We start from the raw sequence: 12,496 nt of genomic DNA on the forward strand, positions 1-12,496 counted from the left end.
GGATCGACCGCCGGCCACCTCGAGGCCACCGCTCACTGCGCCTTGAGCAGATCCGCTGGCGCGCGAGGGGCCACCTCGTACGTATCCTCGTACTGCGACGTGAAGCCCGTCACCGCGAGGCTGTCGCCCATCGCGATCCCCATGAGATCGGCGGCCTTGAAGCCGGCCGATATATGAATGAAAATCTGGATCTCCCCCGAGCCGTCGTCGACATAGAGCTTGTAGCCGTAGGGCGAGTCGTCCTCGAACGTCTTGCTCACCTGGCCGGATACGCGCACGAGGCGCCCTTCCACGGGCTCCTTGACATCGCCGGTGGCGACGTCCTCGGGCGCGACCGTCCTTTCGCCGTCGACGCGCTGGACCTGCGCCGGCGAGCTCGCGATGATGCGCAGCTTGGCCATCTCGCCCGCGCGCCCGGTCACCCGCACCCTCGTGTCGAGGGGGAAATCGAGCTTCTCCGGCACGCTGACGTAAACGCCGCCCGAGTCGTCCTGGATGGCGAAGCCCTGCTCCGACGTCGCGGAGGAGAACGTGCCCGGCGCCACCGTGACGAACCCCTCGACGGTCGTCTCACCGTCGAGCGCGACGGCGCGCGCCTCGGCGATCGTGCTGATCTCCGCGCCGCCGGGCACGGGGTCGGAGGTGTCGCCGCACGCGGCGAGCGCGAGGGCGGCGATGGAGCAGAGGAAGGCGGAGCGGAGCGGTTTTATCGTCTCGGTACGGATCAGCATCGGGCGTGTTTCCTTTCGTCGAGAGCGTCTCCGCGACAGACGGCACGAAAGCCGTTGAGAGCTCCCACGGAGCACCGATATCACAGACGTGAATTCCTGCGGGAGCGCCGGGAGCAACTACTTCGTTGCGATCGAGGGGGTGCGCGCCGCCGCGTCGCCATGGGCACGGCTGTCGCCTGGCTGGGCTCCTCGCGTCTCCCGCTGCGCCTTGCGGTAAGCGCCCGGGGGGGTGCCCGCCCACTGGCGGAAGGCGTGGCTGAGGGCCGCTTCCGACGAGTACCCCGTACGTTGCGCCACGTCGGCGAGGGTCGAGCCCGCGCGGAGCAGCTCGGTCGCGCGCTCCATGCGGAGCCGCGTCAGGTAGCCGAGGGGCGGCTCGCCGACGGTCTGCTTGAAGCGGTCCGCGAACGTCGAGCGCGAGAGGCCGCACTTCGAGGCGAGGCTCTCGACCGTCCAGGGGTGCTCCAGCTGCCGGTGCATCAGCCCGAGGGCCTGTCCGATGTGCGGCTCCCGCAGCGCCCGGAGGAAGCCTCCGGAGTCGTCGGGGAGCCTCTCGATGAAGGCCCGGAGGGCCTGCACGAAGATGATGTCGGCGATGCGCGTGAGGACAACGTGGGAGCCCGGTCGAGGCGACGCGGACTCGGCGGCGATGAACTGGAGGTTCTGCTCGAGCCACGGCACCGCGCACCCCTGGTCGGACGTGATGCGGATGAGCGGGGGCAGCGAGGCGAGGAGCGGGTTCCTCGACCGATCTTCGAACGTGAAGCAGCCCGAGATGAGGGTCGTTGTCGGGCCACCGCCGGCGGACCTGAGGATGTCGTCTCCGCCGGCCTCCGAGATCAAGGCCTCGATGCTCCGGACGGGGCTCTTCGCCCTGTCGCGCAGCGTGTGCGCATGGCCGAGCGGCAGGAGCACGAGATCACCTCCCGAGAGCGCCGTGGCGGGCGCCGAGGTCCCCTCGACCGTGAGCCAGCAGCTCCCGCGGACGACGTAGTGGAAGCCCGCCAGCGCGCCGCCCCGCAGGCGGATGCCCCAGGGCGCCGAGAGCTCGGCTCGTTTGAACACGTTGCTCGCGAGGCGGATCGCCTGGAGTACGTCACTGAGCGCGTCCACGAGACCTCCTCCTTCCGGACGATGAATCAAGAACGACGGACGACCTCGGATGGTGCGTCCGCGCCCGCAGGCGCACCATCAAGGTGCACCACGACGGAGGAATGCACAACGTGTGCGATCGCGAATCGTGGGCCATACCAGGTTCGTCATCACCAGACATCGTGAGGAAAGAGCATCATGCGATCCATCACTGCCTTCTGCTTCTCTCTCGGTCTCTCTCTGTCCATGCTCGCCTGCGCCGATGAAGGGAGCTCCGGCGGGGGCCCCGGCGCCGACGAGCATGCCGGCTGGCGCGATCTCCCTGCCATCGCGGGCGGCCCGCGCCAGGAGCACGCGGTCGTGGCGCTCGACGGCAAGGTTTACGTCATCGCCGGCGCCGGCGGCGACGGGCTGAACACCGGGCGCGTCGAGGTCTACGACCCGCGCGAGGACGCGTGGTCCGAGGCCGCGCCGCTGCCTGTCGCGCTGAATCACCCGAACGTCGCGGCGCTCGGCGGGAAGATCTACCTGCTCGGCGGGATGGTCGGCGACTTCCCCTGGACGGCTGTCGGCGACGTGCTCGAGTACGACCCCAGCACGGACGCGTGGACGGAGCTCGCGCCCATGCCTGCAGGCACGGAGCGAGGGAGCGCGGCCGTCGGCGCGCACGGCACGAAGATCTACCTCGCGGGCGGGCTCCGCTCGCTCTCGGAGGCCTTCCAGGACACGGTGCCCGAGTTCTCCGCTTACGACGTCGCGACGGGCGAGTGGGAGACGCTGCCGGAGCCGCCCGAGCCGCGCGATCATGTCGGCGGCGCGGTCGTTGGCTCGACGTTCTATGTGCTCGGGGGGCGGGCGAACGGCCAGGAGAACGTCAAGAATACGGTGTTCGCGTACGATCTGTCGGCGGGCACGTGGTCGACGCGCGCGCCGATGCCGACGGCGCGCGGCGGCGTCGCGGCGGCCTCGGACGGCGACAAGATCTACGTCATCGGCGGCGAGGGCAACCCGGCGCCGGGCGCGCAGGGCGTCTTCGACGACAACGAGGTCTACGATACGACCACCGACACGTGGGAGGTGCTCGCGCCGATGCGGACGCCGCGCCACGGCACCGGCGCCGTCGCTGTGGACGAGACGATCTATGTTCCCGGCGGCGGGACGCAGCAAGGCTTCGGGCTGACCGACGTCTCGGAGGCGTTCAGTCCCTGAGCGGGGCGAGGAGCGCGGCGACGCGTGCTGTAGAGCGGCCTCGACGAGGTGCAGGCGCGCCGGGTCGGGTCGCGCCCGGCGTCGCCTCCTCGTCCGAGCCGGCCTGTCACGCGCGCGCGGGGCGCGGGCCGCACAGCGGGCGCAGCGCCTCGCGCTCGGCCGTGGACAGCACGGTGACCGGGTACTTCGGTTTGCCGCTCGCGCGATCGAAGAACGGGTGCGGCCACCCCTTGCCGCGGAGCTTCCAGCCGAGCAGCTTCCCGATCATGCGCGCGAGGAGGGGCACGTTCAGCTTCACCGATCCGGGCGGCGGCTCGCCGACAGCGAACTGGCCGTAGATCCGGCCAGCGGGAGGGCCGAAGACCTCGTCGGACGGGCGCGCGCTCGGCGCTTGCTGGAACAGCTCGGTGACGATGCCGAGGACCGGGAGCCGCGGCGTCGGCGTGTTGCCGAGCGGCGTCTTGCAACAGCTCGCGTACCAGCGATAGAGGGCCTTCGGCGTGAGCCGCACGGCGGTGATGAGGTCGCTGCCGCGGTCGAACGAGATCATCGCGGGAGCGACCTGCACGATGTCCGAGCCGCCGTGCTCGTCGAGCATGTCCGCGCGGCCTAGGTGGTGCAGGAAGGCCTGACAGTCGTCGCAGTAGCAGATGGCGTGGTTCACCGTGCTCGGCGACGCATCGCGCAGCCATCCGTGGACCTTTCCGCAACGACACTGGAGCTCGACGTCTCGGGACATGGAGGCCGCATACCACATCTCGACGCGCGACGCGCGCGCATCGCGACGCGGCCGCGACGAGAGCGCCAGGCGCGCCGGTCACCGCTGGGGCCGGGAACGCGCTCGTCCGCGGCGCGCGGCTCGCGGCAGTCAACGGCGAGCGGCTCGGCCGGGGACGAGCGCGTTCCCGACCCAGCGGTGGAGTTGGTGGTGTCGTTGCGCGACGCCAGGCCGAGGTCCGTCCAGGGCCGGCGCAGGAGAAGAGAATGAGCCTGTCCAGGAGACGCCAGGACCGCGGTCGCAAGCAGCTGCGGAAGCTGCTCCGCTGAGCGAGACGCTCGCTGTAGCTCGCCGTCGCCGCCCATGGCCGAGTTCGCTGTTCGTCCCACACAGGCCGGAATTGCAGCTACAACGTCATCCGCCGGCGCAGGAACGCGGGTATCGTTGCGCAACCCATTGTGTAATCCCGCAACCTTTTCGACATACCGCGCTGCCTCATCGCCGCAGCAACAGCGCAATGTTGCAGCAAAACTGCACCCTCGCGCGACTCCCTTCGCGCAAAACCGCGATTGCGGCGTCGTTGAGTCGCCTCGCACACGCGGCACATCACTTGCTAAGGCGTGCCCCGCCAAGCGAGCTCGGCCAGGACCACACGGTGCGGTCCGGCAGATCGAATCGCGGCGCCGGCATTCTCCCTGACCAGGGACAGGCCATCGAGGGGTCATTTCATGACGACTTCCAGGCTCTTGAATCATCGTTTCGTTGCGATGGGCTACTTTGCCTTCTCGGCTATCGCGTTGTTCGGATGCGTGGAGGGAGCGCCCGTCGACTCCGGCGTCCCTGAGGACGTGAGCGACACCCAGCTCAGCTTCGAGGAGTTCGTGGCGAGCACGTACCAGGAGCGGGACACAGGGCTCTATATCGTGGACGGCGATACGCCCGTCGACGGGCTCGACGACCTCAAGAAGTTCTACGAGCGCCATCTCCTGCGTGGCGCGCTCGTCGTCGACCAGAGCGGCGGCGTGGACGACAGGTGGAACGACACGCAGAAGCTGAGCATCACGTACTGCGTGAGCACATCGTTCGGCGGGAACTACAGCGCCGTGGTCGCTGCCATGGCGAGCGCCACCGCGGCGTGGGAGGGGGCGGCGTACGTCAACTTCGACTACCGCTCCGACCAGGACTCCTCGTGCAACGCCAGCAACAACAACGTCGTCTTCGACGTCAGGCCGGTGAGCGGCCAGCCTTACCTGGCTCGCGCGTTCTTCCCGAACTACAACCGCGCCAACCGCAACGTGCTCATCGACTCGACCTCGTTCGGGGTCATCGCCCCCTACACGCTCGCGGGCATCCTGCGGCACGAGCTCGGCCACACGCTCGGCTTCCGACACGAGCACACGCGGCCCGAGGCGGGCACGTGCTTCGAGGACAGCAGCTGGCGCGCGCTGACCGCCTACGACTCGGCCTCGGTGATGCACTACCCGCAGTGCAACGGCACGAACGCCGGCGACCTCAACCTGACGACCAGAGACGTCAGCGGCGCCGCCGCGCTCTACGGTGCGCGCTGGGAGTCGCTCGGCGGCGGGCTGACGTCCGGCCCGGCGGTGAGCTCCTGGGGCTCCGGACGGCTCGACGTGTTCGCGCGGGGCACGGACAACGCGCTCTGGCACAAGTACTACCAGGGGGGCTGGTCGGGCTGGGAGTCGCTCGGCGGCAGCCTCACCTCCGATCCGGCGGCCGTCAGCTGGTCGAACGGGCGAATCGATGTGTTCGCGCGGGGCACCGACAACACCCTCGTGCACAAGTATTTCCAGGGCGGCTGGTCGGGCTGGGAGTCGCTCGGCGGCGGGCTGACGTCCGGTCCGGCGGTGAGCTCCTGGGGCTCCGGACGGCTCGACGTGTTCGCGCGGGGCGCGGACAACGCACTCTGGCACATCGCTTACCAGGCGGGCTGGTCGGCCTGGGAGTCGCTCGGCGGCAGCCTCACCTCCGATCCGGCGGCCGTCAGCTGGTCGAACGGGCGAATCGACGTGTTCGCGCGGGGCACCGACAACAGCCTCGTACACAAGTATTTCCAGGGCGGCTGGTCGAGCTGGGAGTCGCTCGGCGGCGTCCTCACGTCGGCGCCCGGGGTGTCCTCCTGGGCTTCAGGCCGGCTCGACGTCTTCGCGCGGGGCGCGGACAACGCGCTCTGGCACAAGTGGTACCAGGGAAGCTGGGCGGACTGGGAGTGGCTGGGCGGCAACCTCACGGCGTCGCCGGACGCGGTGAGCTGGGGGAACGGGCGAATCGACATCTTCGCGCGGGGCACGGACAACAGCCTCACGCACAGCTGGTTCGACGGAACCTGGTGACGCGCGCCTCCGCCAGGGCGGCTTACCGCGGTGCGTGCCTGCCGTTAGCGTGAGCTCGACGCGCGCCCGAAGGGTATGGTAGGGCCGCCGGCGTGCCCGGATGAACCGGGTCGACCGCTTGCTGGCGCTGATCCTCTTCCTGCAATCCAGGCGCCTCGTCACGGCGGAGGAGATGGCCCGACACTTCGGGTTGAGCGTCCGGACCATCATCCGCTTCCCAGCGGTCCGGCTCGGCGAGGTCCGTGCTCACCAGGACGCGCTCCCACGCCGCCGCGGGCTGCGGAGACCTGAACGGGGGCGAGTAGAGCGCGATCCTACTCCTCCGCCTCACCATCCAGGGCGGGCGCTGCCTGCTGGGCAGGAGCGGGCGGCGTGCTCGCCTCCAGCAGGAGCCCCCATTCCGGGAACACGGTTTCTCCATGTTCAGGCAACATCAGACGACCTCTCATGGTGTACCACTCGACGTACTTGGAGAGCGCGAAGATGCCAAGGATGACCGCTCCTAGCCCATCGGTTCCCCACACCGGCGGCAGTTTCCACGGTTTCTCTGGATCCAAGATGTCGATCTGGACCTCCCAGCCGTCATCCGGTCGTTGTTGAGGCCGGCCGACGCGAAGAGAAATCTCGCGCTCATGCTCCGCTCCGGCCGGCTGAAAGACGATTTTCCGTTCGCCGATGATGTCCATGCTGGCATCATAGCACCCGATCTCCCCCCAGCCCGTCAACCGGCTCGTCAGGGACAACGCGCGTGGCACGCAGCGTTTCCAGACGCTTTCGCGAGATGGCAGCGAACCTTCCACTTCACTGGAACTTGCGAGCAGAACCTGTCGATGACCTCATAATAGGCCATACAGGCGTCCTCGCATCTGCCGCGCGGCGCCGCATCCGGTGTTACATCCGTCGCCGCTGGTGTTTCCAAGAGATCGAGGCTTTCCGAGCCGTCCAAGTCCTGCTGGCTGTCCCGAACACCGCCGGTCATGGCCGCGATCCAGGCCTCGAGGTCGGCGTCCGTCTCCCGTGTCGCTTCCGGACTCAGGGCGCACGATGCAGTACCGAGCCCGCACAAGACGGAGAACAGCATTGCTGAGGCGAGATGATGTGTTCGCATGTGCGCGGCTCAAGCGAGCCGCGGGCCACCGCGGAGCGATCACCGAGGGAACGACCTTGGCGCAATCGTGCTCGATCCGCCGGTAGCGTACGTCCGCAGCGGGTCGTTGCCGCTCCGGCCCGTGCTTACGGGCAGCCCACTGGGCTCGTTCGCCTCCGTGTGACCTGCGTGTGCCCCGACTCCAGGGCACGGGGCTCCACGAGAGGGCACCAGGCCGACGGGACCGATCCCGGGTCCGAATCTGTGTGGTGCATGCTGCCCAGCGCGGGACCGTGGGTTGACTCGGCCATCAATCCCACGCAAAGCCGCCCGCTCGTGCCGCTCTCCTCCCCCACCCCGCGCGACGCCCCCTCCCCGGCGCCACGGCCCTTGCGCCCGTCCCCCTACGACCCAGTGGACTGATACCTCCGCTCGCCGAAGCGCCAGATGCGCAGCGACACGAGCAGGAACACCACGCCGACCACCGGAGATCCCCACCGCGCGGCCTCGGGCAGCGCTGGCACCGTGGGTCTCTCGAGCAGCGCCCCCGCCGGGATGTAGCTCACGAACGCCAGCGGCACGACGAACGTGAAGAACCGCCTGAACCAGTCGCGGTACAGGGTCAGCGGGTACTGCGCCGCTTCCGTGCCGCCGTAGGTCACCGTGTTCATGATCTCGAGCGACTCGACCGTCCAGAAGCACAGCGTCGCCTGGAGCACGAGTAGCCCGTAGAACACGCAGGCGCCGCCGGTGATCGCGCCCGCGAGCAGCGCCACCTTGGCCGCCGTCCACCCGACCTCCAGCGCGGCGCCGGCCCAGAAGAGCATCACGAGGCCAACGGCGAGCCGCCCGGTGCGCAGGAACTGGAACTCCCGCGTCGCGACCTGGAACGCCGTGGAGCGCGGGCGGAGCAGCATCCGGTCGAAATCGCCGGATTTCACCAGCGCGGAGAAGGTGTCGAATCCACGGCCGAACGACTCGGCCAGCGCGAACGAGACGTTGACGAGCCCGAACAGGAGCGCGACCTCCGCGAAGCGCCACCCCCGGACCGCGCCGAACCGGTCGAACAGCGCCCACACCCCGAGCAGCTCGATGCCCACGGTGACGAACTGGCCGACAGACCACATCGCGAACGACGCGCGATACTGCATCTGCGACCGCAGCGACGCGGCGGCGAGCCGGAGGTAGAGCCTTGTTGCGTCCCGCGACATCTCGCCTCTTCCTCCCTTGCTCCTCGCCTCTCCCTCGTCCCTCGCCCGTTCCTCGCCGCTCAGCCGCCCTGCACCACGAGCCGCCGCAGTCCGCGCGCGACCATCGCGCGGCCGATCATCACGAAAACCGCGGTCCACAGCGCCTGGTGCAGCAGCACGCCCGGGAGCGCCCCCGCGGGCAGGTGCCCGAGGTAGAGCCGGAATGGCGCGTCCATCATGCCGCGGAACGGCAGCGCGTCGAGCCAGGGCTGCATCCACGCCGGGAAGAGCGGCAGCGGCACGATCATGCCCGAGCCGATGAGGACCACCGACGGCACGATCCGCGCGATGCCGTCGCCGGACGTGGTCCACAGCATCGTCGACGTCACCGCCGTCGCGAAGGCGCCGACGAGCGCCGCCGCGCCGACCATCGACGCCGCCCACGCGCCGGCGGCGGCGAGCGACGGCGGCAGCGACATGCCGAGAAACGGCACGGCGACCACGGCCATCGGGACCGCGCGCAGGACCGTCGGCGCGACGCGCGAGGCGAGCGCGCGGGTGAGCCACATCGCATGGAGATCGAGCGGGCGCGCGAGCTCGTAGCCCACCGAACCGGTGCGGATCTGCTCGCGCACCTCGGGGTCGGGGTTCGTCGAGAAAGGCATCAGCTGGAAGAACGCCTGGCCGAGCCACGTGTAAGTGACCGCCTGCCCGAGCGCCATCGGCAGCGGCGCGCCCGCCGCGGCGTTCGCGTAGAACGCCTCGAGCACCATCACCTTGATCAACCCCCAGAAGAGCTGCGTGCCGAACCCTGCAGCGGCCGCCGCGCGGTACTGCAAGAGCGCGCGGAAGCGCGCGCGAAACATGGCGTAATAAGCGAAGATCCCGCTCACGGCCGCGCGCCCGCCTCGTCGCCCCGGCCGCCGCCCTCGCCGTAGAGCCGCGCCACGATCTCGTCGATGGGCGGGTTCTGCACGAGGAGGTCGCGCACCGGGTAGCGGGCGGTGACGCGCCCGACGAGCTCCGCCGTCGAGATCGCCGCCGGGTCGAAGCGCAGCGTCACGCGGTCGCCCTCGCGGCGGATCACCTCGGCGTGCGGCTCGGCGATCTCCGCCGCGGGGTCCGTCAGGTCCACGATGAGCCAGCGCTCGGCGGTGACCTGCGCGCGCAGCGCCTCGAGCGAGCCGTCAGAGAGCACCCGGCCGCCGGCGATGAGGATGACGCGCGAGCAAAGGGCCTCGATGTCGTCCATGTCGTGCGTCGTCAGGATCACCGTGACGCCGCGCTCGCGGTTCAGCCGCTGGACGAAGCGCCGCACCGCGAGCTTCGAGACCGCGTCGAGGCCGATCGTGGGCTCGTCGAGGAAGAGCAGCTCGGGCGCGTGGAGCAGAGCAGCCGCGAGATCGCAGCGCATCCGCTGGCCGAGGCTGAGCTGCCGCACCGGCGTGTCGAGCAGCGGCGCGAGGTCGAGCATCGCGACGAGCTCGTCGCGCGCGCGGGCGTAGTCGGCCGCGCCGACGCGGTAGATGTCCCGGAGCAGCTCGAACGAGTCGATGACCGGCAGGTCCCAGAGCAGCTGGGTGCGCTGGCCGAAGACGACCCCGAGCCGCTGCACGTGCGCGACGCGATCGCGCCACGGGACGCGGCCGGCCACCTCGCAGCGCCCCGAGTCCGGCACGAGGACGCCCGCGAGGATCTTGACCGTGGTGGACTTGCCGGCGCCGTTCGGCCCGATGTACCCGACGAGCTCGCCCCGATCGAGCGAGAACGAGACGCCCGCGAGCGCGTCGACGGCGCGGTAGCGCGGGCGCACCAGCCCGACGACGGCGCCCCACGCGCCCTGCCGGCGCTCGGCCACCCGGTATGCTTTGCGGAGATCCTCGACGACGATCAGCGGCATGGCGGCGAGCGCCCCACGGGGGGCGCGGGAGCATACAGGATGTCGGTGCGACGGCCAGCAGCTCCGGCGCGACGCGCGCGCGCGCGCGCCGCGAGGCGCCGAGGCCGGACAGGACCGGTCGTATCAATCCCGGATATAGACGCTGAGCCCCTCGAGCTTCGCCGAGCTGCCCTTGTCCGCGAGCGTCGCCACCACCCGGATGGCGTCGCTCCCGCCGGCGGGGACTTCCATCGCGCAGCTGCCGTTCAGGTGGGTGGCGTTCGAGCCGCACCCGGCGCCGCCCTCCAGCTCGAACCCGTCGCACGCCATCGTGCCGACCGGCGCGCCGCCGCGGAGCAGGGTCACCTCGATGCGCACGTAGTTTGCGCCGCCGTGCTCGTAGCTGTCGGCGTGCACCGGGAACTCCAGCTTCTTCCCCGCCGGGAAGGAGAGCGCCTTCTCCACGGGGGTGTCGAAGCCCGGCAGATCGACCTGGCCCGCCGTCGGGCCGAGGCAGCTCAGGACGAGGGCGCCGACCCCGAGCGCCCCCACGAGGGCGCGCGTCCGGCCCCGACTCTCGGCGGTCCTCATGCGCCGCGCCTCACCCGCCGGGCTCTTCGACGACATCGAGGACGTCGCGCACCCAGGAGTAGACGGCGACGGTGCCGGGCAGGCCGAGCGTCGCGGCCGAGATCGCGACGACCTGCTCGATCTCCTCGGGCGATATCCCCATGGCGAGGGCCTTGCGCACGCTCGAGTGGACGGCGCCTTCGCGCATCGCGCCGCACGCGAACGCGAGCTTCAGGAGGCGGACCGTCTTTTCGGGCAGGGGCCCTTCCGCGCCGGCTTCGCCGAGGAGCGCCCAGGCCTCGCCGAGCTTGGGGAAGCGGCGGATGAACTCCTTGTGGGTTTCCGGGGGATCCGGCATCTGCATGGTGGAACGCTCCTCTCCAGGAGAACGAGGTGGTGTCGGGGAACGACGTTTCCCGCGAAGGATGTTCCAGTCGCCCGGGCTCCGCCAGGTGTCCGTTCTTCGTCTTTCGCGCGACGCGCGACGCGCGAGATCGCCGCCGCTGCCGGCGCGCGGCGCGCGGCTCGCGGCTCGCGGCGCCACGCGCCGGGGAGCCGCGCGCCACGTCCGCGCTCGCCGGCAGCCACGCCGGCAGATTCCTCGATGGCGGCCCGCGCGCACGCGCGTTAGGGTGCTCGCCGCCTATGCCGCCCGATCCGAGCGCGCCCGCGGGCGACCAACCCCTCTTCCCGCCGTTCGACGGCCCCCGCGCGTTCGACCAGATCCGCGCCGATCTCGACGCCTTTCGCCCGGCGATCCTCGCTGTGTGCGCGCGCCACGGCCTCTCGACGGGTGGGCTCTCCGCGTTCGCGAACGGGACCAACGTCGTTGTCGCGAACGACGCCGGCCAGATCATCAAGCTGTTTCCGCCCTTCCTGCGGCACCAGTTCGAGGCCGAGCGCCTCTCGCTCGCGCGCTTCCACACCAACATCCCCGCGGCCACGCCGGAGCTCCTCTGGCAAGCGGACCTCGACGGCTGGCCCTATCTCGTGATGTCGCGCCTCCCGGGGCGCACCCTGGAAGAGGCGTGGCCGGCGATGGGCGGCGCGGAGCGAGTCGATGCGCTCACCCGCATCGGCGAGATCATGAGAGCTGCCCACGCGCTGCCCACCGGCGGGCTAGAGGGCATCGACCTCGGCTGGGACGCGTTCGTGGAGCGCCAGATCGCCGGGTGCGAGGCCCGGCACCGGCGCATGGGCCTGCCCGAGCACCTGGTGTCCGAGATCCGGTCCTACCTGGAGTCCGCCCGCCCTCTGCTCCCGAGGTCCGTGGTCCCGGTGCTCCTGACCGGGGAGTACACGCCGGAGAACCTCCTCGTGACGCAAACGGACGAGGGGTGGCGTGTCACCGGCATGATCGACTTCGCGGACGCGTGCCTCGGGCCACGCGAGTACGACCTGCTGGGCCCTTGCCTCTTCCTCGCCGCCGGCAGCGCGGAGCTCCAGCGCGCCCTCCTTGGCTCGTATGGATACGACCTCACCGAGCCGAGCCCGGCGCCGCGCCGCAGGCTGATGGCCCTCGCGCTCCTGCACCGGTACAGCAACCTCAAGTTCCAGCTCAGGCTCGACGGCTGGGAGTCCCAGGTCTCATCGCTCTCCGAGCTGGAGCAGCGGATATGGCCGCTATAGTACCTCGTCGCCCGGCGACGGATTCGCGGTGGCGCAC

12 protein-coding genes are annotated in these 12,496 nt (G+C 70.3%); 3 read left to right on the forward strand and 9 right to left on the reverse strand.

The features are described from left to right. Positions 1-32: 32 nt before the first annotated feature. Positions 33-731 (reverse strand): DNA-binding protein, encoded by a 699-nt coding sequence (locus tag WME85_RS40580; protein ID WP_437829083.1) that lies wholly within the window; start codon positions 729-731, stop codon positions 33-35. Between the two features lie 117 nt (positions 732-848). Beyond that, positions 849-1,844, reverse strand: coding sequence for a cupin domain-containing protein (locus WME85_RS40585; protein WP_437829086.1), 996 nt, complete (start codon positions 1,842-1,844; stop codon positions 849-851). A gap of 177 nt (positions 1,845-2,021) precedes the next feature. Here WME85_RS40585 and WME85_RS40590 point away from each other — a divergent pair, with 177 nt between their 5' ends. Continuing rightward, positions 2,022-3,032 carry a Kelch repeat-containing protein gene (locus WME85_RS40590; RefSeq protein WP_437829087.1) on the forward strand — a complete coding sequence of 337 codons (1,011 nt, stop codon included), beginning with the start codon at positions 2,022-2,024 and terminating at the stop codon, positions 3,030-3,032. Positions 3,033-3,138: 106 nt separating this feature from the next. Here WME85_RS40590 and WME85_RS40595 read toward each other — a convergent pair whose 3' ends face one another. Beyond that, a complete protein-coding gene (locus WME85_RS40595) occupies positions 3,139-3,771 on the reverse strand; it encodes a DUF6151 family protein (protein WP_437829089.1) in 633 nt (210 codons plus the stop codon). A 707-nt stretch (positions 3,772-4,478) separates the two neighbouring features. Here WME85_RS40595 and WME85_RS40600 point away from each other — a divergent pair. Continuing rightward, positions 4,479-6,104 (forward strand): hypothetical protein, encoded by a 1,626-nt coding sequence (locus WME85_RS40600; protein ID WP_437829091.1) that lies wholly within the window; start codon positions 4,479-4,481, stop codon positions 6,102-6,104. A gap of 314 nt (positions 6,105-6,418) precedes the next feature. Here WME85_RS40600 and WME85_RS40605 read toward each other — a convergent pair whose 3' ends face one another. From WME85_RS40605 to WME85_RS40630, 6 genes are all read right to left on the reverse strand, one after another. Further along, positions 6,419-6,790, reverse strand: coding sequence for a hypothetical protein (locus WME85_RS40605; RefSeq protein WP_437829093.1), 372 nt, complete (start codon positions 6,788-6,790; stop codon positions 6,419-6,421). Positions 6,791-7,595: 805 nt separating this feature from the next. Next, entirely contained in the window at positions 7,596-8,402 is an 807-nt protein-coding gene (locus WME85_RS40610; protein WP_437829095.1) for an ABC transporter permease, read from the reverse strand. Positions 8,403-8,461: 59 nt separating this feature from the next. Continuing rightward, positions 8,462-9,274, reverse strand: a complete 813-nt coding sequence (locus WME85_RS40615) for an ABC transporter permease (protein WP_437829098.1) — start codon at positions 9,272-9,274, stop codon at positions 8,462-8,464. Continuing rightward, complete coding sequence (locus WME85_RS40620; RefSeq protein ID WP_437829100.1) at positions 9,271-10,281, reverse strand: ABC transporter ATP-binding protein; 1,011 nt, start codon at positions 10,279-10,281, stop codon at positions 9,271-9,273. The genes WME85_RS40615 and WME85_RS40620 overlap by 4 nt, the downstream gene beginning before the upstream one ends. Positions 10,282-10,404: 123 nt before the next feature. Further along, positions 10,405-10,851, reverse strand: coding sequence for a hypothetical protein (locus tag WME85_RS40625; RefSeq protein ID WP_437829103.1), 447 nt, complete (start codon positions 10,849-10,851; stop codon positions 10,405-10,407). Positions 10,852-10,861: 10 nt separating this feature from the next. After that, the gene (locus WME85_RS40630) at positions 10,862-11,194 is read right to left on the reverse strand and encodes a carboxymuconolactone decarboxylase family protein (protein ID WP_437829104.1); all 333 of its coding nucleotides are present in this window, start codon (positions 11,192-11,194) and stop codon (positions 10,862-10,864) included. A 281-nt stretch (positions 11,195-11,475) separates the two neighbouring features. Here WME85_RS40630 and WME85_RS40635 point away from each other — a divergent pair, with 281 nt between their 5' ends. Then, on the forward strand, positions 11,476-12,459 hold the full coding sequence (locus WME85_RS40635) for a phosphotransferase family protein (RefSeq protein WP_437829105.1): 984 nt from the start codon (positions 11,476-11,478) through the stop codon (positions 12,457-12,459). The last annotated feature ends 37 nt before the right edge of the window (positions 12,460-12,496 follow it).

This window comes from Sorangium sp. So ce1153 (assembly GCF_051521595.1).
Classification (GTDB): Bacteria; Myxococcota_A; Polyangia; order Polyangiales; family Polyangiaceae; genus Sorangium.

Bases quoted from the DNA above. Each gene is read 5' to 3' on its own strand.
- WME85_RS40630 (WP_437829104.1), bottom strand. From the start codon at position 11,194: ATGCAGATGCCGGATCCCCCGGAAACCCACAAGGAGTTCATCCGCCGC.
- WME85_RS40635 (WP_437829105.1), top strand. From the start codon at position 11,476: ATGCCGCCCGATCCGAGCGCGCCCGCGGGCGACCAACCCCTCTTCCCG.
- WME85_RS40580 (WP_437829083.1), bottom strand. From the start codon at position 731: ATGCTGATCCGTACCGAGACGATAAAACCGCTCCGCTCCGCCTTCCTC.
- WME85_RS40625 (WP_437829103.1), bottom strand. From the start codon at position 10,851: ATGAGGACCGCCGAGAGTCGGGGCCGGACGCGCGCCCTCGTGGGGGCG.
- WME85_RS40610 (WP_437829095.1), bottom strand. From the start codon at position 8,402: ATGTCGCGGGACGCAACAAGGCTCTACCTCCGGCTCGCCGCCGCGTCG.
- WME85_RS40595 (WP_437829089.1), bottom strand. From the start codon at position 3,771: ATGTCCCGAGACGTCGAGCTCCAGTGTCGTTGCGGAAAGGTCCACGGA.
- WME85_RS40605 (WP_437829093.1), bottom strand. From the start codon at position 6,790: ATGGACATCATCGGCGAACGGAAAATCGTCTTTCAGCCGGCCGGAGCG.
- WME85_RS40600 (WP_437829091.1), top strand. From the start codon at position 4,479: ATGACGACTTCCAGGCTCTTGAATCATCGTTTCGTTGCGATGGGCTAC.
- WME85_RS40620 (WP_437829100.1), bottom strand. From the start codon at position 10,281: ATGCCGCTGATCGTCGTCGAGGATCTCCGCAAAGCATACCGGGTGGCC.
- WME85_RS40590 (WP_437829087.1), top strand. From the start codon at position 2,022: ATGCGATCCATCACTGCCTTCTGCTTCTCTCTCGGTCTCTCTCTGTCC.